The organism is Acinetobacter sp. CIP 102136 (genome assembly GCF_000369685.1).
GTDB classification, from domain to species: Bacteria; Pseudomonadota; Gammaproteobacteria; order Pseudomonadales; family Moraxellaceae; genus Acinetobacter; species Acinetobacter fasciculus.
The window spans coordinates 1,755,394-1,776,604 of record NZ_KB850142.1 but is presented as its reverse complement, the minus strand read 5'-3'; the positions used below and the strand labels follow the sequence as shown (position 1 = coordinate 1,776,604).

Annotated in this window: 16 protein-coding genes; 10 read left to right on the top strand and 6 right to left on the bottom strand. The window is 41.7% G+C overall.

Going from position 1 to position 21,211, the window contains the following annotated elements; all coding sequences use genetic code 11:
- Positions 1–254: 254 nt before the first annotated feature.
- A complete protein-coding gene (locus F893_RS13945; protein WP_034436281.1) occupies positions 255–1,235 on the bottom strand; it encodes an MBL fold metallo-hydrolase in 981 nt (326 codons plus the stop codon).
- A gap of 268 nt (positions 1,236–1,503) precedes the next feature.
- Between F893_RS13945 and F893_RS17930 the strand changes: the two genes are divergently transcribed.
- Positions 1,504–1,620, top strand: coding sequence for a hypothetical protein (locus F893_RS17930; RefSeq protein WP_086044934.1), 117 nt, complete (start codon positions 1,504–1,506; stop codon positions 1,618–1,620).
- A gap of 54 nt (positions 1,621–1,674) precedes the next feature.
- On the opposite strand, the gene F893_RS13940 is transcribed toward F893_RS17930, so the two are convergent.
- Together F893_RS13940 and metG are read right to left on the bottom strand one after the other, a co-directional pair.
- Positions 1,675–2,031, bottom strand: coding sequence for a hypothetical protein (locus tag F893_RS13940; protein WP_004280734.1), 357 nt, complete (start codon positions 2,029–2,031; stop codon positions 1,675–1,677).
- A gap of 142 nt (positions 2,032–2,173) precedes the next feature.
- Positions 2,174–4,234 carry a methionine--tRNA ligase gene (gene metG / locus F893_RS13935; RefSeq protein ID WP_005252649.1) on the bottom strand — a complete coding sequence of 687 codons (2,061 nt, stop codon included), beginning with the start codon at positions 4,232–4,234 and terminating at the stop codon, positions 2,174–2,176.
- 313 nt (positions 4,235–4,547) lie between these two features.
- Here metG and F893_RS13930 point away from each other — a divergent pair, with 313 nt between their 5' ends.
- The 9 genes from F893_RS13930 (at position 4,548) to F893_RS13890 (ending at position 15,044) form a co-directional block, all read left to right on the top strand.
- Positions 4,548–5,345 (top strand): putative sodium/potassium/calcium exchanger, encoded by a 798-nt coding sequence (locus F893_RS13930; protein WP_004280731.1) that lies wholly within the window; start codon positions 4,548–4,550, stop codon positions 5,343–5,345.
- Positions 5,346–5,620: 275 nt separating this feature from the next.
- Positions 5,621–6,880, top strand: coding sequence for an iron-sulfur cluster carrier protein ApbC (gene apbC / locus F893_RS13925; RefSeq protein ID WP_004280730.1), 1,260 nt, complete (start codon positions 5,621–5,623; stop codon positions 6,878–6,880).
- Between the two features lie 257 nt (positions 6,881–7,137).
- Complete coding sequence (locus tag F893_RS13920; protein WP_004280728.1) at positions 7,138–7,731, top strand: LysE family translocator; 594 nt, start codon at positions 7,138–7,140, stop codon at positions 7,729–7,731.
- A 123-nt stretch (positions 7,732–7,854) separates the two neighbouring features.
- The gene (gene dcd, locus F893_RS13915) at positions 7,855–8,424 is read left to right on the top strand and encodes a dCTP deaminase (protein WP_004280726.1); all 570 of its coding nucleotides are present in this window, start codon (positions 7,855–7,857) and stop codon (positions 8,422–8,424) included.
- Positions 8,425–8,658: 234 nt separating this feature from the next.
- Positions 8,659–9,009, top strand: coding sequence for a hypothetical protein (locus F893_RS18325; RefSeq protein ID WP_005252646.1), 351 nt, complete (start codon positions 8,659–8,661; stop codon positions 9,007–9,009).
- Positions 9,010–9,168: 159 nt separating this feature from the next.
- Complete coding sequence (locus F893_RS13905; RefSeq protein ID WP_005252645.1) at positions 9,169–10,689, top strand: hypothetical protein; 1,521 nt, start codon at positions 9,169–9,171, stop codon at positions 10,687–10,689.
- Positions 10,690–10,701: 12 nt separating this feature from the next.
- Positions 10,702–11,424 carry a hypothetical protein gene (locus F893_RS13900; RefSeq protein ID WP_005104063.1) on the top strand — a complete coding sequence of 241 codons (723 nt, stop codon included), beginning with the start codon at positions 10,702–10,704 and terminating at the stop codon, positions 11,422–11,424.
- A 33-nt stretch (positions 11,425–11,457) separates the two neighbouring features.
- Positions 11,458–13,743, top strand: coding sequence for a hypothetical protein (locus F893_RS13895; RefSeq protein WP_005104062.1), 2,286 nt, complete (start codon positions 11,458–11,460; stop codon positions 13,741–13,743).
- 17 nt (positions 13,744–13,760) lie between these two features.
- Positions 13,761–15,044, top strand: a complete 1,284-nt coding sequence (locus F893_RS13890) for a hypothetical protein (protein ID WP_005106243.1) — start codon at positions 13,761–13,763, stop codon at positions 15,042–15,044.
- A gap of 53 nt (positions 15,045–15,097) precedes the next feature.
- Here F893_RS13890 and F893_RS13885 read toward each other — a convergent pair whose 3' ends face one another.
- From F893_RS13885 to F893_RS13875, 3 genes are all read right to left on the bottom strand, one after another.
- Complete coding sequence (locus F893_RS13885) at positions 15,098–16,816, bottom strand: proline--tRNA ligase (protein ID WP_005252644.1); 1,719 nt, start codon at positions 16,814–16,816, stop codon at positions 15,098–15,100.
- Between the two features lie 96 nt (positions 16,817–16,912).
- Positions 16,913–20,020: an efflux RND transporter permease subunit gene (locus F893_RS13880; RefSeq protein ID WP_005104058.1), complete on the bottom strand. Its 3,108-nt coding sequence runs from the start codon at positions 20,018–20,020 to the stop codon at positions 16,913–16,915.
- A gap of 24 nt (positions 20,021–20,044) precedes the next feature.
- Positions 20,045–21,172, bottom strand: a complete 1,128-nt coding sequence (locus F893_RS13875; protein ID WP_005104057.1) for an efflux RND transporter periplasmic adaptor subunit — start codon at positions 21,170–21,172, stop codon at positions 20,045–20,047.
- Positions 21,173–21,211 lie beyond the last annotated feature (39 nt).

Sequence of the window (21,211 nt, the reverse complement as noted above, 5' to 3'; positions counted from 1 at the left end):
ATTATATTTTTAGGTGTTTATATTTATCGTAAGAAAAACGGTGCTAAAAAAGCATGCTAAAGGTGCACGTAAAAAGTAAAAGATTTTTAAGAAAAAATTTAAAAATAAACGAAACTATTGCTTTTAAATTTCAAAGCGTCATTCAAGTTTTAAATTTACCAAGTCATAGGGAATCTGGCTGAAGGATATTTAAAATAAATGAAACCCTAAAAAATTAGGGTTTCATGCTTAGATAAAATTATTGAAGTATTCAATTAATCTTTAAAATGTACCGGAATCCATTGATAGCTTTTATTGTCTTTAGAATAAATATGTCCAATCCCCGGAAATGGCAAATGTGGTGCTGCTACCGTCTGACCATTTTTCGCATATTCAGCAAAATATTTTAAGCGGGTTTCGATCGCCTTTTTCGGATCGACATCAAAGTCAACGCCGGTCTGTGGGCGATCAAACTGCAGCGTATGTGAATGCACAATATCTCCAATAAACACCATCTGCTGACCTTGTGATTTTAAGCTAAAACCAAAATGCCCCGGTGTATGTCCAGCCGAACTGATGACATCGAAAGCATGGATTTTATCGCCAGTTTTAAAGGTTTTGAGCTGATTCTTGACCTGATAGGGGGCAATGGCTTTCTTGATTTTATCGACTGTGCCCAAAAAACCTGCCTGCTTGGCTTTTGGTAATTTGTCTGCTGTTTTAGAATTCATCCAGAAATCCAGTTCAGTTTGAGACACATAAATATTGGCATTGGGAAAATTGGCCACGCCATTATTGCTGATGCCGCATACATGGTCAGGATGCAAATGCGTGAGCAGGATGGCATTGACCTGTTCAGGTTTATGCCCTGAAGCCTGTAAATTGGAATACACTGAACCTAGGTGTGGACCATTACAGCTTGAAGTTCCGCTATCGACCAGAACCAGTTCTTTGGCTGTATTGACCAGAAAGGCATTCACGGATGTCTGGATGCCTTTGGCCTGATCGACGTAGTATTTTTTCAAGATCTGATCGGCTTGGGCTGCTGGAATATCTTTAAATAAGGCTTTGGACAGATAATTGGTGCCATCTAGCAGGGCAGTAATCTGGTAATCTCCGAAGTTATACTGATAATACCCCGGAACCTGTTTTTGTTGTTGGGTGCTAGAAACGGTTTGTGCATGTGTTTGAGAGATACCCGTCATTGAACCTAAAGCAAGCAGTGACATGACGAGAGAAGATGTGAAGTATTTCATGGCTATTCTTATATAATTAAAGTCAATTCTATGTATTAGCACGGATGCCAGCAAAAAAGAATATGAATATATTTACCATTTTTTTAAATAGCAATGCCGATTTGGCATCTGTACTAAAAAATCAGTCTGAATCTGTATATTGATTTTTTGAAAGTAAAGAATTTATTTTTGATGAAAATATTATTATAAATAAAATGCTTAGATACATTTCACTTTTTATGAAAAGCTCGTTAACATGGGGTATTACGAACAAGCTTTGGGTGTCGCGATGAGTTTTTGGAAAAGAAAAAACAATGCCAGCTTTGTATTTTTCATTATTACCTTATATTCACTACTGGGCTTTGGACTGGGCTATGTGATTTGGGAATTTGTGTTGCAAGGCTAAGTGACCCAGCAATAAAAAAGCCTCTAGAGATAGAGGCTTTTTTATATTTATAACTTATTTAGCACATTCAGGCTGAGAACGGTCAATCACTTGAGTGCCTTCTACACGATAGCCAATCTGGCCAATAATAAATGCTTGATTAAGCTGAGTAATTACCACATCAGAAAGTGCAACAGCACAACGGTCTTTTTCAATTGCGCGATCTACTGCTGTTTTGAAGTTAGGAATACCAAGTGGGAATAAAATCACAGGAACTTTATCTTCACCTTTAACACGTTCACCTTTCACAAACTGGTTTGAGTTTAGGTTGTAGTTTTTAGTAGATGCAACTGTCATGTCAGCCATACGTACCGAACAACCTGTAAATGCAATTGTAGACATCGCTAGAACTGAAACTAATAATTTTTTCATGCTTACCCCGAATAATTATAAAAGAATAAAAAAGCGCATTGATTTTATATTGAAAATATTAAAAATCAAGAAAGTAAATTTAACTGATGATATAAAAAAGCCCCTACATACGTAGAGGCTTTTCTTTTCTCAAAACCTAAACTTAAGACACTTTATCACCCGGTTTAGCACCAGATTCAGGTGAAATCACCCAAACACCGTCGCCATTACCCGCAGCTAGCACCATACCGTTAGAGATCCCAAAACGCATTTTACGTGGCGCAAGGTTTGCCACCATCACCACCAGTTTACCTTTTAAGTCTTCAGGTTGGTAAAACTCACGAATACCACTGAACACATTACGTGGCTCAGCTTCACCAACGTTTAAAGTGAGTTGAAGCAGTTTGTCAGAACCTTCAACCGTAGCCGCTTCCAAAACTTCAGCCACACGCAGGTCAACTTTCATAAAATCATCAATATTAATGATTTCAGCTTCACCGACTTTAGGTTCAGCTTTCTTTTCAATCTTCTTCTCTTTTTTCTTCTCAGCTTTTGCTGGTTCAGCAGCAGGAGCAGCTAAAGAATCTTTAGATGCATCCACCATGGCAGCAACAGCTTTTGGATCTACACGTTGCATCAACGGTTGGAACAATGCAATTTCATGACCCACTAGAATGGTTTCGCGAGAAGCAAAATCGAAGCTTTCAAGTTGCAAGAAATCTTGAACCTGTTGAGCCAAAGTTGGCAATACAGGAGCTAAGTAAACTGCCAATTGGCGGAATAAATTAATACCTACAGAACATACATCATGGACCTGTTGTTCCTGAACATCTTGCTTCGCAAGTGCCCAAGGCTTTTTCTCGTCGATGTACTGGTTGGCTTTGTCTGCAAGCGCCATGATTTCACGAATCGCCGCCGAGAATTCACGTGCTTCATAAGCCTGAGCAATTGAACTCCCAGCATCAATAAAGCTTTGTACCAATTCAGGTTCAGCGCATATCGTGCTTAACTTGTTATCAAATTTGGTGTTGATGAATTTCGCACAACGGCTGGCAATATTCACGACTTTACCGACCAAATCTGAATTTACTTTCTGAACGAAATCATCAAGGTTCAGGTCAGAATCTTCAACTTTGTCAGAAAGTTTCGATGCGAAATAGTAGCGTAAATATTCAGGATTTAAATGCTCTAAATAGGTTTCAGCTTTAATAAAGGTGCCGCGAGATTTTGACATCTTTTGGCCATTTACAGTCAAGAAACCATTCACAAATAAACCTGATGGCGTACGGTAGTTTGCACCTTCAAGCATTGCCGGCCAGAACAGGGCGTGGAAATACACGATGTCTTTACCAATGAAGTGATACACCTCATTTTCAGAATCTTTTTTCCAGTAGTCGTCAAAATTCAATTCAGGGCGTTTGGCTTTGATGTAGTTTTCAAAGCTCGACATATAACCAATCGGTGCATCGACCCAAACATAGAAATATTTGTTTGGCGCATCTGGAATTTCAAAACCGAAGTATGGCGCATCACGTGAGATGTCCCAGTCGTTCAAGCCATTTTCAAACCATTCGTCCAGCTTGTTGGCAATCGATACCGGCAAGCGACCTTCATCACGAGTCCATTTTTGCAGGTATTCACCAAAATTTGGCAATTTAAAGAAGTAATGATCAGATGATTTTTCGACTGGAGTTGCGCCACTTAAAGTGGAATGCGGATTCAACAATTCTGTCGCATTATAAGTTGCACCGCAAACTTCACATGAGTCGCCGTACTGATCTTCCGCTTTACATTTCGGACAGGTGCCTTTAATGAAACGGTCTGACAGAAACATGCCTTTTTCAGGATCAAAAAGCTGGGTCACCGGGCGAACTGCAATATTGCCAGCATCACGGTTTTTCACATAGATTTCAGATGCACGGGCACGGTTGGTATCGCTATGTGTAGAATCATAATGATCGAAATGCACACCGAAACCGTCAAAGTCACGAATGTGTTCTTTTTGCACATTGGCAATTTGCGCTTCAGGTGAAATGCCATTCGCTTCGGCACGTAGCATGATCGCGGTTCCGTGAGCATCATCCGCACAGACATAAGTCACATCATGACCCATCGCACGCATGGCACGTACCCAAATATCTGCTTGGATATAGCCAAGTAAGTGACCCATATGAATCGGGCCATTGGCGTAAGGAAGGGCATTGGTGACTAAAATTTTACGCACGGATTCACTCTCTCATTCGTATTCATTATGCAATGGGCCATAATTTTACATGATGCCGAGGGGATTACAAAGAAATGCTTTGCTGAAACCCTGCGAATAGATGGACTTGGACAGCCCGAATACAAAAGCCTGCATCATCTTTAGCATATAGCTTTTCAATACAGATTTGACTCAGCTCATGCTACATCCTGCAAACAATAGCAACAACTTGTACAGGCTTTGTTGCAGTTTGCTTACTTCGCCCGATTCGCGTGATGCTTTGTGCTAAAAAAATGGCTGATTGTTTATATGATATGCCTAAGGAGGGTACCTCATGACTCAGCAGAACCAAAACAATACGTCGAAGCAAAATCAAGATAAAGAACAACATGCACGCGAATTGAATGATCAGCTTGCAAAAGAGCAAAAGCAAAACGAGCTGGATAAACAGCATAATCAGGAACATAAGAACGGGCAAAGTGCCCAGACCCATGCTGATCAGAAGTCTGATACCCAGCATAACGGTAAAGAGGAAAATGCTGAGCAATCAGCGCAAAAAGACAGTTCTCAAGAGAATCAGTCTGATAAAAAAACTGAAAGCTTTAAGATGGATGACTTAAAAGCCAAAGCGATAGCGATTGGTGAAGAGCTATTGCAAAAAGGTGAAAAGCTTCTGAATGAGCTGAAACATGGCAAATCTGACAACCAGCAAAATGCTGAGCAAGGTTCGGATGATGCGAAAAAAGCCAAAGCGGATCATACTTCTCAAGATAAGTCATCTAACAAGTCAGATAAACAAAATGCTAAAGATGGTCAGACCGATCAGCAGGCAGGTATGGCAAATTTAAAAGATGAAGCCATGCATAAGTTTGAAGATACCAGACAGAAAATCACAGACTTATTCAGCGAAGCCTCGGTTAAGTTCGCTGAGCTGAAACAGATGGCAACTGATACGATGAATAAAATGAAAGATAATCAATCGAAGGAAGGTGATTCTGATCAGCAGCAAGATGCCAAAGATACAGATTCAGAAAGCAACTCTCAGTCTAAAAAGGATGAATCGAAACAAGATCAGGATAAAAATACCAAGGATCAACAGGACAAATCTGAAAACAATAAAAATCATAAATAGTCTGTGATCGTTAAGCCACTTTAATCACAGAAGGTTAAAGTGGCTTAACACGCTCGAGATAAATAAAAAAAATTTATTACATCAAAATAGTCCATCTCTCTTTTCTTTCATTATTTCTATTCACCAAGATTCCATAAAATATTTCACAAAACCGAGTAAAATGGTTGGAAATTGAAGATATCTGTTTCATCTTCTCCAATACAGTGCTTAACCTTCGCCTAAAACCCCGTTAAACTAAGCGATTCAGATGTCGATCTACATTTTTGGAGTAACCTATGTCTTGGCTTTCTTCGCTTAAATCGGTTTTTTCGCCTTCCAAGGAGGTGAACGAAGAAGCTGTGCAAAACGTACTGCAAAACTATATCTTGCCAAATTCCAGCAATGCCTTGAAAGATCGTATTACGCAGGTCAATGTACAGGGTGAGATTCTGCAAATCACTTTGAATACCTATCCAGAAGAAAAAGCGCAGCTGCAACAGATTCATGATGAACTGGCGGAAGCTTTGCAAAAATGTGGTATTCAAGAACTGAATATGCATGTGATTCAGCAGAAAACTGGACATAAGAAAGAAGGGGGTTGCGGGCATAACCATGCTGAAGGTGAAAACTGTTCAAGCGAGCCTAAAGCGGAAGCAAAACCCAATCTTCCCCCTGTGGTTGATGCGTCGGCACAGCCTGCAAAAACAGAAGAAGCTGATCCAAATAATCCACCTATTCAAAAAGCTGCGCCGCAACAGCGTGATGTTCCAAAACACCCAAGGATTCAAAATGTGATTCTGGTGTCATCTGGTAAAGGTGGCGTAGGTAAATCGACCACGACTGTAAATCTGGCTTTGGCTCTACAGAAATTAGGCCTGCGCGTAGGCGTACTAGATGCCGATATTTACGGCCCAAGTATTCCGACTATGCTCGGCAATGCCGGCAAAACGCCAATGATCGAAGCAGAGCAGTTTGTCCCTATCGAAGCCTATGGGATGGCGGTATTATCAATTGGCCATTTAACTGGAGATCACAATACTCCAGTCGCCTGGCGTGGTCCAAAAGCCACGGGTGCATTAATGCAGTTATTCAATCAGACCCTATGGCCAGACCTTGATGTGCTGATGATTGATATGCCACCTGGCACAGGTGATATCCAGTTAACTCTCGCGCAGCGTATTCCGGTAACGGGCGCAGTAATTGTGACAACGCCACAAAACGTGGCCTTGCTGGATGCGACCAAAGGCATTGAATTGTTTAACCGCGTGCAGATTCCGATCATGGGCGTGATTGAAAACATGTCGACCCATATCTGCTCAAATTGTGGTTTTGAGGAACAGATTTTTGGTACAGGTGGTGGCGATAAACTGTCTGAGCAATATCAAATCCCATTATTGGGCCGTTTACCTTTGGATGCTAAAATTCGTGAAAATGCGGATGCCGGTACACCTTCTGTCATTGCCGAAGATGCTGCTGCAGAAAGCTATATGCTGATTGCAGAGAAAATTGCCGCACAGCTACCCAAAGCAGAAAAAGACCATAGCCGAATTTTCTAATTCTATAGACAATTCAGATATTTAAGCCTTAGCTAAAAGCTAGGGCTTTTTATTTCTTATTTTTAAAATTAGCTCGATTTAAATGACCGAAATTGACTGAAATGACTATCGGGTATTTATCCTAAATATTTATATAAGTATTTGAATTAATTAAAATAAATAAATTTAAATTTTAGGTTATATGTTCTCTTACAATTATTTTTTTGCAGCACTGACCGAATTCTTCTATGCTACTCGGATTAGAGCGAGGTCAAACTATGATTTCATGGTTTTTTATTGGTTTAGTGGCAACCATTCTTTTAACACCAGGCCCAACCAATACCTTATTGGCATCTTCAGGCATTCAGGTCGGATTTAAAAAAACATTTCGTTTAATTCCTGCTGAAGCCTTTGGTTATCTGATCGCCATTAGCTTATGGGGTATTCTGATCGGAAAAATTTCCGTCCATCTTCCGCTTTTACCGACCATTCTCAAACTTTTTAGTGCTGGCTATATTTTATTTCTCGCTGTGAAATTATGGCGGACTGCAGAAATAAGCGAAAATGTTGAAAATGTCTCGATTCGCGCACGAGAATTATTTTTGGCAACCTTGCTTAATCCTAAAGCACTTTTATTTGCCTCAGCGATCTTTCCTGTCATTGTCTGGAAAAGTAGTCAGCATTATGTGACTCATATGCTTGTTTTCTTGCTTCTGCTGATTCCGATTGCATTCTTCTGGACTTTTTTAGGCTCAATCCTGGCCAGAAAAAACAGCCGCTGGCTCAATCAGAAAAACTTGCAAAAAACGGCTTCGCTGGTGCTAATGAGCTTTTCTATTCCTTTAAGTTATTCTGCACTTTTAAGTTTATAAGCTGATCTCGATCAGCAATTTTGGGGCAACTTGAGTTCTCAGACTTTCACTTATTTTCATTAGTGTCAATTTCAGTTAAAGTACGTCGCAATAACTTGTTTTTAAGATTTTTGGATTATATCAATGGCAATTAAGTCTGATCGTTGGATTCGCGAAATGAGCGAAAAACACGGCATGATTGAACCGTATGCAGAAAACCAGGTACGTTTGGATGAAAATGGTCAAAAGCTGATTTCGTATGGCGTATCCAGCTACGGTTATGACGTGCGTTGTGCGCGTGAATTTAAAGTATTCACCAATGTGCATTCTGCAATTGTCGATCCGAAAAACTTTGATGAACGCAGCTTTATTGATATCGAGTCGGATGTTTGCATTATTCCGCCGAACTCGTTTGCTTTGGCGCGTACCATCGAATATTTCCGCATTCCACGTAATGTCCTGACCGTGTGCTTGGGTAAGTCAACTTATGCGCGTTGTGGCATCATTGTCAACGTGACGCCGCTTGAGCCAGAGTGGGAAGGACACGTCACTTTAGAGTTTTCAAATACGACCAATCTTCCTGCGCGTATTTATGCAGGTGAGGGTGTGGCGCAAATGCTATTTTTTGAATCTGATGAAGTCTGTGAAACCTCATATAAAGATCGTGGTGGTAAATATCAAGGTCAGACAGGCGTTACTTTGCCGAAGACCTAATTGCTTTAAGATATTGAATGACGGGACTTTATGTCCCGTTTATTTTTTTGAGATTTTCATTCATCGGAAACTGCTATTTTTCGCCTAATTGGCTTTGGCATCTGTATTAAAAATCAGCATAATGGATTCCGCATAATCATAAAAAAGATGCAATGCATTATAAAAAATCAAAGATTGGCGGCTGGGAAGCTGAAGCATAAGGTGCGGAGCATCGAATAAAAAGGAAAGAGTGAGATGGCTCAGATAAAAGATATATTTAAATTTCGCAAAAGTTATTTGGCGATGACAATCGGTTTCAGCCTGTTGCCTTCTGCACATGCGATGCAGGAATTATCAGATTCTTCTCTTTCTGACACCACAGGTGAGGGTGTTGCGCTCGTTCTTGATGATTTTAAAATGGTGTTTCAAGGTCCTAAAGATCTTTCTGCTGGTTCCAGTTACGCGAGAGGTATTGAAAATCCCGGGCAAGCAGATACAGGATTTATTCGTATTATTCCGACGGGTGAAAATTACAACCAACTTGGGCAGCGTGTATACGACAAAGTTTATAAATCTACATATGATAATGCTTTTCATGTTGAATGAACGCAGAATTATGCAACTGAGTATCAGCAAGCTTACGATACGCTAAAAACTGATTTTTATAATAATAACTATAATACGATTAAGAATACGTATGACACACAAGCTAACCGGAGTGCATTTAGCCAAGAGCTCATTGATTATTATTATAATACTGAATTTATGAAGGGGTATTATGATCAAAGATATGATGATTATTATAATGGTGCTGGCGAAGACTTGACGTTTTTAGGCATAAATTTAAATTATAAGCTGGTAAAAGATGGAACTAAGGAATATGAAATTTATGCAGGCAATATCTTAAAATCTGAAGAATATGCTAAAGCTAATGCTTTGGAAATGATTCAATTTCTATATGGGCAAAAAGCTAATCAGCAGATTCCAGATACCCAATGGACTACAACTGTTGATAGACAGAATATTATTGGAGCAATTGTAGATGCAAGAATTCTTGCACTAATTAAAGCAGATTATGATAAAAAATTTGAAGCTGCTTTAGCTGGAATGATGAAGGATGCAGATAGTGCTGCTATGGCTGAAATCATTGCTAGAGCAGATCAGGTTGCTAAAGCTGAAGCTGCTAAAAGTTCTGTGAGCACTTTAAAAACTAAAGCTGATGTATTTATTTATGGTCTGGCTTTATCGAAAAGCGATGGTTCTTTAAGCACACGATACAGTGATCAGGGTTTTAGCTGGGGATCGGCAGATAATCCCTGGTTATTCCGGGCAGGAACTGAAAATGTCAAACAGTTTAAGGACGCTGCTAAAGATGTAGGCTATATTGCTTTGGAAGCCCCATTAAGTCCAATTGCAGGGGTCGAAAGTGATAATAATATCAAGCTGGGTTTCTGGAGTGATATTTTTGCGCGCGCGCTTGACTCCTCGAATGCTGTAGATCCTATAACAGGTGGGCCAATATCAGGACTTGATACGGATTACCGATTAAGAACCCAATTTGTTACCAATGGTCTGAGTTTTAATGGCTCGCAAGTTCGGTTATTTCAAACCTTAGAATCTGACAATAAGAATTACAGCCAAACATTGGGTATGGCGAGTATTGTTCGTCTGAATACCAATGATCGACCAGAAACTCTAAGCAGTAGCGATAGTAATCTTAACAGTAAAGGTATTCGTCTCAGTACCGCAGCAAAAACAGATGCACTTGATGGTAATGTCTCGACCCCGGCCTTGAATGGAAGTGATGCTCCTATATTTCATGATTCTGAGGGTTTATATCTCTATAGTCCAAATATTAATTTAGTGCTCGGTAATATGTACCAGCCTTTCGTTGTCGGTTCAGAAGGCAATAATATTATTTTAGAAGTAACACGTATTCCCAATATTCCTGCCATTTATAATCAAATTTATCAGAATTATGGAGGCGGACTGGGCACAACAGATTTAAAGGGTTCGACCTGTAATGTCTATAGTTGTGGTACACCGATTAAAAATAATGCGTCAGATACCACCGCACTTTATCAAGGGCGTAATGCGACTCACAGTAGCATCTCAATAGGGACTACAGAGCGTATATCAGGGACAAATATGCTGCGCGCCAAGGATGGTGTGAATTCAACAGGAATCGTATTTAAAAATACTGAGGGTGTAAGTAAGAATTTTGGATCTGCTGTCATTGATGGTGTCCTGATTCAGCATCTGAAAATTAGAACAACTGGTCTTTAAGGGAGTATAAGAATGTCCAAATTAGTAACACTCTGTGCATTATTATGTACTTCTATGGCCAGTCTTGCCGGATTGGAAGCCCTTGATCAGCAAGCATTAACCAATACAGTGGGGCAGGGCGGAGCAGATCTTAACTGGACTTTATCTTTAAACCATGTTTATGCGACAGATTTAAGTAAAGATAAAATTTCTCGGCTTGATGGAAGTGGCAACCCGCTAGAAGTATTTTATGTTCTAGATCCCACCGCTTGTGGAGCAACAAAACAATTTTGCCGTCTGGCAATAGCGCCGAATAACCATGTCGATGCCAATGGAAATAAAAAGTGGTTAGTCTTTAAAGGCATTCAAGGCACGATTCAGATTGATAAGTTTTCAATTGATGGTACAACCATTATTAATCACCGTAATGAACCACAAACGGCGATGCAAATCAAATTTTATGATAACCAGCCTTTAAAGATCCGTAATTTAGGCTTTAATACAGTTTCCATTGAAACGGGCACCGGTGCTGGAGCCTTAGAAGGTTATGCCAATACAGGTGTTTATAGTACGTATACAGAGCGTACCTATAATACCGACGGAACTTATACAACCGCGCCCCAAGATGTTCCTTCATTTGATAAAAATGCTGAAAAAGGATTTATGGGGTTGAACGTTCATGGAAATCTGCATATGTCAGGCAATTTGAAAATATTTGGTTATAACTGTACAGGTGGGGCACAAAGTCGTTGTTAGTAACAACGTCAAGTACAGCATAAGGATATAAAAATGAAAAAAACAACAATAAAGTTGAAATTGCTAACAGTATGCATGTGTCTTATACAACAAGGTTATGCACTTGAAACTATTGAAGAGCAAGAATTGAGTGAAGTCACTGGACAAGATGGTATGGTGATTACTCATGAAATCTCTAAAGCCAGTATTGCTCAAGCCAATTGGTATGATTCAAATCCAACTGCCAATACTAAAATGGGTTTAGGTCTACATAATGTTGAGATTATTGGAAAAGATAATAAACCAATCATTAGTCAACTTGAAATAGATGTAGGTGCCACTTCACAAGGGGCAGGACTTCGGCTAGCTGCAAGTGTTTCACCGTTTCAAGCCACTGCAGATTTAAAATTGGTAAAGATCGCCTGTACGACCAATCCATGTAGTCAATCTGCGAATAGTATTCGGACTACGGGTACTCAATCTAATCAAACTTTGGGTGCATTAGGGATTAGTACCTCTACACCGCTTAGTGTGCTATTACAAACCAGTGCAGGTCTATTTAATAAAGATTCAATTGCCAGTATCGATTTTCAACTTAAAAATGCCACGATTAGTCATAAATTAGGCGAAAATAGTCTGATTTTGAATGACTTTAACTTTAACTTCGCGGGTCAAGGATATATGTACATTGACCCGGATGAAGGCGTGGTACTCACCACACGAAATGGCAGTCAAGATCATTATGTGGATCTAAAGCGTGCTGAAGATATGACCGATATCACGGCTGGCCGGGTTAATCCGACCAATCCAGGGGTTAATATTGACCTGCGTTATAATACGCCAAATAATGAACGCAAAAATATTATGCGTTTAGGAGCTTCGGGTGCAGTCACTAACGCAAGATTATCCATGAGTGCAGATCAAACCCAGATAGGTACTTTTGATGTTAGTAACAAGGTGAATGGTGTACTAGAACGTCAGGACAAAGCTGCAACAGGTTACAGTGGCCTGGTCGGAGAAGGTGGGTTGAATCTAGGCTTGTCTGCAGATTTTACAGGTACTAATAGTACCGGGCTTCCAGCAACTATGGCACCTACAACATTTGAGATTGGTCATACCGGTAAGGGAAGCCATGCTGTGCAATTCTCCAAGCTCAGACCCTTGACTACACGTAATGCTGCCGGTGCTTTACACGGTAAAAATGCTTATATCGACTTTGGAAATATATATATAAATACCATTACTGCAAAAAGTCTCGATTTCATAATCAATGAAAATATGCAAAAGACTTTAGGTAGTAGTAGCACTGTACTTAAACAGACACTCAGTACCACCACGAATGGAGAGGATTTTGCCTATATCGCCGTACGTGGAATGGATTTTCAGTCCATTGCTGCTAAAGCACGTTTCATATCAGATAACTCTTTGGCGGAAATTGGTGGCGATGGTGGTTCATGGGGAATCGGTATTCCTATTTATAATTTAAATGCCAATGTTGCCTTGTCTGGAACGACTTATGGAACAGACAATAAGCAAGCAATTGCTTATAACATTATGGCATCTACAGAAGGCTATGGAATTGACAAGAAAACCGGTTTGCCAAGCACAACCTCGATTATATTGATTGATGGTAAAAATGGCGATCATGGTGAGGCAGTTAACTATTATGCCGGTTTTAGGAATATCGATGCTTTGATCAAGTCGGAAGGGATTATTAGTTATAAAGATGAAGGTATTTATATTCGTGCCGATAAACTGCTGATTGGAGCTAAAGCTGAGCTTGCGATTGGTCAATTACCAGGATCTAAATATAATTGTACCAATGCATCGGTCACTAAATGCGGAAGCTATGTGCCTCATGATAATTTTTCTAAACGTGATGATGTCCTGACTAATATTGCTTTTAAACTTGATGGAAACGGCGAGCTCCTCATCATTCCAGGAGTGGATCCGACCAGCGATTCACCAGATACCAACTTCCTGTCATTTGATGCAAATTTTAAGTTTAGACCCCTTACCGCAGAAGAAACTGCAAATAAAGATAATCTGGGCAGCTATTTTAGTATTGCCAATGAAGATATTGATTCAGCCGGGGTATTAAAAACTTCGTCAATTAACTTTAACCGGATGGAAGGTCATTTGGGTGTCAAAGCAAAAGTTCGTGTTAGTGCAGATACAGTGACTTTGGATAATCAGGTCAAACTCAATTATGAAAATAATATTGCAACACCATTTAAAACCAATTTTGCCATGGCGACCAATGGCAATATGCAAAACATGGCAAGTATTGCACTGACTGGTGGAACCATTCGTAGCACGATGGGAATCACACCACGCTGAAAATCAGGATGAGAAAAATGAAAAAAATAATATTAAAAAGTCTAGTGGTAGCTATGATGGGCCTAAGTGGTCAGGTATCTGCATTAACCTCATTGGAAGACCAAGAGCTCTCAGAAGTCAATGGGCAGGCTTTATTGTCAATGGAGGTTCAGTCTGGATTTAACCAGATGGATAATCTAGGAGCTACTTATGACCAGAGTAATATCTCATTTTATAAATTAGGCTTGGAAGCCGAGATGGAAATTAATGCCAATATAAAAAAGCTACAACTCGGGTGTGGCGGTGTTAATGGTGCAACCGGCTGTGATATTGATATTGATCATATTGCCTTAAGTGGTAATCCTACGAATGGCGCGGATCGTGCCGCGACTTCAGCTCTGATTACTAATCCATTTGTACAATTTGCCATAAAAAATCCAAATCAGGCATCTACACGTGAAGTTTTAGGTTTCCGTTTAAGTGCGGAAAAGATTTCAGGTCTATTGACAATGGGGACAGAAAATAGTGCTACACCAAATGGTATTAACAGTTTCAGTGGTTATATGAAAACAAAATCTTCATCAGGAGTTGCAACAACCGCTCCTCGTGTCATGGATTATGCTGCAACTGGAATGAATATTGAGGGCACGGTAAAAGGCACTATATTAGGTCAACCATTACCTCTGGATTTACATTACACATCTAGCAATTATGCTTTCCAGTTAAATTCTACAACAGCACCTTTTACTATTCCTGCTACTATAGTGTCAGGAACAAGAATGAAAGAAGTTGTACTAAAAGGGACAGGGACAGTAGGTCGTATTGATTTTAAAGGACCATTAAAAGCAGAATTATTGGATGGAGCATTAAAATTAGATAAAGATATTACAGGCTACTTAACCGGGCTACAGACAGACATTACCGTTAAACAAAATCTCGGACTTATTCATGCTTTATATTTAAATAATCCAGCTTCACTCTCCTTGCAATCCCAAAGCATTTTATGGCCTGGTGCAGCAGTCGCGGCAAAACAAGGGTGGTGGCTGGCAATGGAAGATGAAGTGGATTTAGGAAGTATTTCACCTTCATATAGTGTGCCAATTTCAGATGCTGTTTTAAAGCAAACTATTGCAGGAATTAACCATGATTTAACCACTAATGTGCGAGATTGTGGAAGTCTGGTTTTTGGTTGCGTGCTAGGAAGTGCACTTGATGTAAAGGAAATTAAAAATCCTGCGCTACTTGATTTCCCTCTTACTAATTTAACTTTACAAGGCCAGAACTTTAAACCGAACTGCTTTGGTGGACATAAATTCTGCTAAGTTTAGTTGTAAAAAATCCCGCATTACGCGGGATTTTTTATAAGAAAGCTAAATTATTTAGCAATTTTTGCCAATAATTCTTCTTTCGAGATATTTACTGATTCAGCATCACGGCGGCCTTTATATTCAAACGTACCTGCATCCAAGCCTTTTTCGCCAATTACAATACGGTGTGGAATGCCTGTAAGCTCAAGATCAGAAAATTTCACGCCCGGACGTTCATTACGGTCATCGAGTAACACGTCAAAACCTGCAGCTTGTAATTCAGCATAGAGTGCTTCCGCAGCTTCCATAGTTCGTGGAGATTTGTGTGCATTCATCGGCACAATGGCAACTTCAAACGGTGCAATGGCAGTTGGCCAGATAATGCCCTTCTCATCAAAGTTCTGCTCGATTGCAGAAGCCACCACACGCGTCACGCCAATACCATAACAACCCATGGTTACAGTGAATGGTTTGCCATCTTCCCCCAAAACTTTACAACCCAACGCTTCAGAGTATTTTTGACCTAACTGGAAGATATGACCCACTTCGATACCACGTTTGATTTGAAGCGTACCTTTACCATCTGGAGATGGATCGCCTTCAACCACGTTACGTAGGTCATAAACTTCAGTGAACTGCGCATCACGTTCCCAGTTTACACCTGTTGCGTGTTGATCTGCTGCATTTGCACCTGCAACAAAGTCAGACAATACAGATGCTGCACGATCAACAATAACGCTTACACCTTTTTCGACCAGACCTTGAGGACCGACAAAGCCAGCAGTTAAGCCAAGGGCTTGCAGTTGTTCTTCAGTAGCAAATGTTAAAGGTGCAGCAATTAAAGGATGTTTTTCAGCTTTAATTTCATTCAGTTCGTGATCGCCACGAAGGAATAAAGCAACCACAGGTGCATCTTGACCTTCTTCAGTCGCAACACCTTGAACCAATAAGGCTTTTACTGAATGAGCAGGGTTCGTACCCAAGAATGCTGATACATCTGCAATGGTTTTTTGATTTGGTGTATCTACCAGTTTGAGTTCTTGTGTCGGTGCCGCACGTTCACCGACAAGTACTGCTTCTGCCATTTCAATATTGGCTGCATAGTCAGATTCAGTCGAAAATGCGATATCATCTTCACCGCTTGAAGCCAGTACGTGGAATTCGTGAGAACCTGAACCACCGATTGAACCGGTATCTGCTTGTACTGGACGGAAATCTAAACCAAGACGGGTGAAGATTTTGCAGTAGGCTGCATACATGTCGTCGTAGGTTTGTTGTAGTGATTCCTGGTTAGCATGGAAAGAGTAGGCATCTTTCATGATGAATTCACGTGAACGCATTACGCCAAAACGTGGACGAATTTCGTCACGGAATTTGGTTTGTACCTGGTAGAAGTTTGCAGGCAATTGCTTGTAGCTTTTTAATTCGTTACGTGCAAGGTCGGTGATCACTTCTTCATGCGTCGGCCCCAGAACAAATGGGTTGCCATGGCGGTCGTTGAAGCGTAAAAGTTCAGGGCCGTATTGTACATAACGACCTGATTCTTCCCACAAAGATGCAGGTTGAGTCACCGGCATATAGACCTGAAGTGAACCGACTTTGTCCATTTCTTCGCGAACGATCGCTTCAACTTTATTTAATACGCGAACGCCCATCGGCAACCAGGTGTATAGACCTGAAGCCAACTTACGAATCATACCGGCACGAAGCATCAGCTGATGGGAAATAACCTCAGCATCGTTCGGGGTTTCTCTTAACGTTGCAAATAAAAAGCGACTCGCGCGCATGGAAACTGTCCTAAAAAATTAAGCGTTAAAGCAGGGATTATACAATAAAAAATGAGGTGAGCATTTGGGAATGTCACCTCATTGTGTTGCATTAAATTATGCCATGATTTTACGTGCCTGACGCAGCATAAAATTCTTAAAGTCATCCAGGTAAGTAAAGATCACCGGCACCACCACCAGGGTCAGCAGGGTAGAGGTAATTACCCCACCAATCACCGCATGCGCCATCGGTGCACTTTGTTCCCCACCTTCACCTAGCCCTAGGGAAAGTGGAACCATGCCCATAACCATCGCGCTGGTGGTCATCAGAATAGGACGCAAACGGGTTTTACCAGCGGCAATAATCGCATCATAACGATCTTCGCCGCGATCCATGGCCTTCTTGATGAAGTCGATCAGCAGAATCGCATTCTTGGTCACCAGTCCCATCAGCATGATAATGCCGATAATCGAGAACAGGTTCATGGTTGAGTTAAACAGGAACAAGGCCAGAAATACGCCAATCAGCGACAATGGTAGTGAGGCCATAATTGCCGCAGGATGGATAAAACTGTTGAACTGCGAACCGAGCACAATATAGATAAAGACAATCGACAGGGTAATCGCAGTCAGGGCATAACCTGCGGATTCTGCCATGTCGGCATTGGAGCCTTGAGTATCGAAACTATAACCCGGTGGCATATCAAAATTTTCTTGCAAGCGGCTGATATCCGTACCAATGTCGCCTGCAGGACGTCCTGAGGTATTGGCCTCGACTAGCACTTCACGTGCCAGATCACGTCGATTAATCTGCGAGGCACCGAGTTTTTCTTCAAATTTGGCCACGCTCGAAAGCGGAACCAGAATTGGTTGATTATTGGCATCGGTTTTATTTGAGGTGATATACATATTCTGTAAATCGCTAGGCAAGCTGCGCTGGTCTTCGGTCAGGCGCAGATTCACATCATAGGTTTCACCTTTTTCATCCTGCCAGGTCGTGACATCATCACCGGCAATCAGCGGACGCACTACATTGGCAATCTGATTGACTGATAAACCTAAATCACTGGCCAAGACGCGATTAATCTGTACATCAAGAGTTGGCTTGGGTTCTTTTAATGAAGTTTCCAGATCGACAATGCCATTAATTTTCGCCATTTCCGTCATAAAGCGATCAGAAATTTTTTGCAGTTCATCCAGATCCGGGCCTTTGATCGAAATCATGATTGGCTTCTGGCCACCAGAAACGGTTTCATCGGCGGATGCCACCGAGGTAATGCTGATTCCAGCCACCGATTGCAGACGCTGGCGAAATTCATTATTTAAGTCATTCAGGGTCTTTTCACGTTCGGTACGCGGCGTCACGGTCACCCGTAAACTGACATGGTTTTTACCGCGGTCGGTTGCGCCATTAATCACCCCATAGGTGGCTTTGACATCCGGATGCTGACGAATAATCTGATCCACCTGCTGGAGTTTGGCCTGAGAATATTCAAGCGATGAATCGACCGGTGTTTCAAACTTGATCCGGATTTCACCTTTATCGGGAACCGGTACAAATTCGGTGCCGATCAGTTTGGATAAACCCAGAGCACCAAATAATGAAGCCACAGCAATCATTAAGGTAATCAATCTGAAGCGCAGTGCCAGTTTCAGCAATTTTTCATAGACATGGCTTAAGTTGTCCAGCTTGCCAGAGATCCAGCTAAAGAAACGTTTCACCCGACCTGGTTTTTTATTCGGATCTTTTTTCTTTTCTGCCCAATGTGCTGAGAGCATCGGGTCCAGGGTAAAGCTGACAAACATCGAGATCAGAACGGCCATACTTACCGTGACCCCGAACTGGTAGAAGAAACGGCCAATAATTCCGCCCATAAAGGCAACAGGCAGGAATACGGCAACAATGGTCAATGTCGTGGCCAGTACGGCTAAGCCAATTTCTTTGGTGCCATCGAGCGCGGCAGTGACATGATCTTTGCCCATATCGGCATGCCGGACAATATTTTCACGCACCACAATCGCATCATCGATCAACAGACCAATACTCAAGGACAGCGCCAGCAAAGTCATCATATTGATGCTAAAGCCAAAGGCCCAGATAAAGGTTAAGGTGCCCAAAAGAGCAATTGGTAGGGTTAAACCGGTGATTACTGTGGAGCGGAAAGAACCCAGGAACAGTAGGACAATCAGCACAGCCAGTACCGCACCTTCAATAATGGTTCGGGCTACATCACCAATGGTGCCGCGGATACTTTTGGAGGAGTCCACCACCACTTGTAAAGTGGTACCTTGTGGAAGCTGCGCCTCAATACTTTCTAAAGCTGCATAGCTCTTGTCGACTACTTCAATGACGTTTGCATCTGAACTGCGCAAAATATCAATTGCCACTGCGGTTTTACCATTCAAAAAGGCAGCCGATTCCAGCTCTGCCTGACTGTCTTGAATATTGGCCACTTGTCTGAGGAAAATCGGTACGCCGTTTTTATTGGCAATAACCAGATCGCCGAAGGCGAGGGGATGCAGTACTTTGGAATTGATTTCAATGACCAGTTCCGAATTACCCGATTTAAGCGTCCCCCCCGGGACTTCAATATTCTCGGCCTTTAAGGTGTTAATCACACTGTCCACACCAATGCCAAAGGCTTGTAGTTTTTGTGGTTCCACCTGAATCCGGATCTGGCGCTGCGCATCACCCAGCAGGTTGACCGTTCCGACGCCCGGGACTGTACGCAATTGTGGCACAATTCGCTGATCCAGATAGGAACTGAGCGCTTTCACATCCATATTGTCGGATTCAAATACGATCGACATTACCGCATTCGCCGTCGGGTCATAACGTTCTACAATCGGCTCCTGAATCTCATCACGAAATTCAGCAGTTACAGAAGCGATTTTATCCCGCACGTCCTGAGCTGCTGTGGTAGATGTCACATCCAGATTAAATTCAGTGGTGATGATGGACAGGCCTTCACTGGACTGGGAAATCACCTGTTTCAAACCGGAAATGGTATTGATCTGATCTTCGAGTTTCTTGGTGATTTCCGATTCAACCGTTTCCGGAGAAGCGCCCGGATAGTTGGTATAGATCACCACAAAAGGGAAATCGACATCAGGAAATTCTTCAACGCCCATCCGCTGCCAGGAAGCCAGTCCCAGTACCATCAAACAGAACATCATCATGATGGTGAAAACCGGATACTTCACACTAATTCGGGTAAACCACATGTCAATGATCCTGTATGAATGGTTTTAGTTGGCGCGAAGGGTGACAGTTTTTTGCAGATCGGCTTCGCTAAACTTAACCCGGCTGACCTGATCACTATTTTCTAGTCCTTGAACCACGGCAATGTTGTCGCTATAACGCTGTTCTAGTACCTGAACATTGACTTTGATAATTTTATTCTGGCGTATTATCCAGACATAAGGTTTATTCTGAATGTCTTGAATAGTATCTAATGGAATCAGCTGGCCAGAAATCTGTTGTGAACTCAGAATGTTGCCTTCAACGAAGGAGCCGATACTTAGCGAAGGAATGGTTTCATTCGGCGTGGCAAAGAATTCGATCTGGCGACTGGCCTGATCTGCAATGGGGGAAATCCGGCTAATTACGGCAGTGAGCCGATTTGGATTACCTTGAATGTTGTATTCGACCTGACTGCCCAGTCTTAAACCTGATTGCAGATCACTAGGTACGCGTGCTTGAATTTCCAGCCGTTTCGGATCGACAATTTCAAACAGGGTTTGTCCAATGGCAACGGTTTGACCCGGTTCAACCTGACGTTGCGTAATCACGCCACTGATCGGACTGGTCATGGTGCCATCACGATCGGCTTTCTGGGCAATATCGACATTGGCTTGCTGGGCGCGGACATTTTCAAGCTGGGCCTGATAATCGACCTGACTTTGTTCATATTCTACTTTTGAAATAAACCCCTGATCGAGCAGACGCTTTTTACGCTGCATCATGTTGTGCGCCTGATTGGCTTGCGCTTGAGTTGAGGCCAGATTCGCACGCGCCTGTGCCAGACGAGCTGCATTGTCCTGATTATTCAGGCGTACCAGCACTTGTCCCTTGGCAACTGTTTGACCTACCTGTGCGTTTACGCTGGTGGCAGTAGCAGAGACCTGTGACTGTATGCTGCTTTGATTGACTGCACGAATGGTGCCGGTGAATGCGGTTTTTTGAACTGAATTGCCAGATTGAACTGCAACTAGATCTTGAGGAATGACTTCAATGGATTTGGCTGTTTCGGTTTGCTGTACGGGTTCATTTTTATCACAAGCCACTAAAAACATATTTAAGCAAAGTGCACTCATGATCAGGATAGAGCGCGGGGAAGGCATATTTAAATCATGAGAATGCGGTGCAGTTTGCATATGAGTCCTTTTAGCTGGCTATGGATCAAAACCACGGCT

What these genes read in the sequence shown, in the direction of transcription:
- F893_RS13945 (WP_034436281.1), bottom strand. Translation starts at nt 1,235, where the DNA reads ATGAAATACTTCACATCTTCTCTCGTCATGTCACTGCTTGCTTTAGGT.
- F893_RS17930 (WP_086044934.1), top strand. Translation starts at nt 1,504, where the DNA reads ATGAGTTTTTGGAAAAGAAAAAACAATGCCAGCTTTGTATTTTTCATT.
- F893_RS13940 (WP_004280734.1), bottom strand. Translation starts at nt 2,031, where the DNA reads ATGAAAAAATTATTAGTTTCAGTTCTAGCGATGTCTACAATTGCATTT.
- F893_RS13930 (WP_004280731.1), top strand. Translation starts at nt 4,548, where the DNA reads ATGACTCAGCAGAACCAAAACAATACGTCGAAGCAAAATCAAGATAAA.
- apbC (WP_004280730.1), top strand. Translation starts at nt 5,621, where the DNA reads ATGTCTTGGCTTTCTTCGCTTAAATCGGTTTTTTCGCCTTCCAAGGAG.
- F893_RS13920 (WP_004280728.1), top strand. Translation starts at nt 7,138, where the DNA reads ATGATTTCATGGTTTTTTATTGGTTTAGTGGCAACCATTCTTTTAACA.
- dcd (WP_004280726.1), top strand. Translation starts at nt 7,855, where the DNA reads ATGGCAATTAAGTCTGATCGTTGGATTCGCGAAATGAGCGAAAAACAC.
- F893_RS18325 (WP_005252646.1), top strand. Translation starts at nt 8,659, where the DNA reads ATGGCTCAGATAAAAGATATATTTAAATTTCGCAAAAGTTATTTGGCG.
- F893_RS13905 (WP_005252645.1), top strand. Translation starts at nt 9,169, where the DNA reads ATGAAGGGGTATTATGATCAAAGATATGATGATTATTATAATGGTGCT.
- F893_RS13900 (WP_005104063.1), top strand. Translation starts at nt 10,702, where the DNA reads ATGTCCAAATTAGTAACACTCTGTGCATTATTATGTACTTCTATGGCC.
- F893_RS13895 (WP_005104062.1), top strand. Translation starts at nt 11,458, where the DNA reads ATGAAAAAAACAACAATAAAGTTGAAATTGCTAACAGTATGCATGTGT.
- F893_RS13890 (WP_005106243.1), top strand. Translation starts at nt 13,761, where the DNA reads ATGAAAAAAATAATATTAAAAAGTCTAGTGGTAGCTATGATGGGCCTA.
- F893_RS13885 (WP_005252644.1), bottom strand. Translation starts at nt 16,816, where the DNA reads ATGCGCGCGAGTCGCTTTTTATTTGCAACGTTAAGAGAAACCCCGAAC.
- F893_RS13880 (WP_005104058.1), bottom strand. Translation starts at nt 20,020, where the DNA reads ATGTGGTTTACCCGAATTAGTGTGAAGTATCCGGTTTTCACCATCATG.
- F893_RS13875 (WP_005104057.1), bottom strand. Translation starts at nt 21,172, where the DNA reads ATGCAAACTGCACCGCATTCTCATGATTTAAATATGCCTTCCCCGCGC.